Below are 396 nucleotides of genomic sequence, written 5' to 3'. Positions count from 1 at the left end.
TGCGCGTCGGCGCCGACGAGTCCGGCCGCCGGCCGGCCCAGCAGCCGCTCGGCGACGGCGTTGACGGCGAGGATCACGCCGCGTCCGTCCACCACGTAGGCGCCGGTGCCGATCGGGGTGAGCATGTCGCCGATCACGCCGGGCGTCTCCCCGCCGGGTCGTGGCCCTCCGGCCGCCGTCCCCATGTCCCCTCCTCCCCGACCGCCGCTCGAGGAACCGGTCGCGGTTCCCACGGTTCCGAGTGCCCGGCCGGACTGTGACGGGAGACCGGAAAGCACGACGTGACCCTCCAGATCATCGCACGTCCCCCCATAGGTGGGACGTGCGCCCCGGAGGCACCCCGCATGGAGAGGACCGGGGCGGGTAGGCGGAGCGACGGCCCGGGGCGTGGGCGAG

At 75.5% G+C, this 396-nt stretch carries 1 protein-coding gene; it reads right to left on the bottom strand.

Features of this window, described 5'->3' with window-relative positions:
• On the bottom strand, positions 1 to 125 hold a 125-nt coding region (locus LPA54_RS41285), incomplete at its 3' end, for a PAS domain-containing protein (RefSeq protein ID WP_228985517.1).
• Positions 126 to 396: the final 271 nt, after the last annotated feature.

Origin of the sequence: Streptomyces sp. DH12 (assembly GCF_020873895.1) — a bacterium.
Taxonomy (GTDB): Bacteria; Actinomycetota; Actinomycetes; order Streptomycetales; family Streptomycetaceae; genus Streptomyces.
Note: the sequence above shows the minus strand (reverse complement) of the source record. Positions and strands in the feature narration are given on the sequence as shown.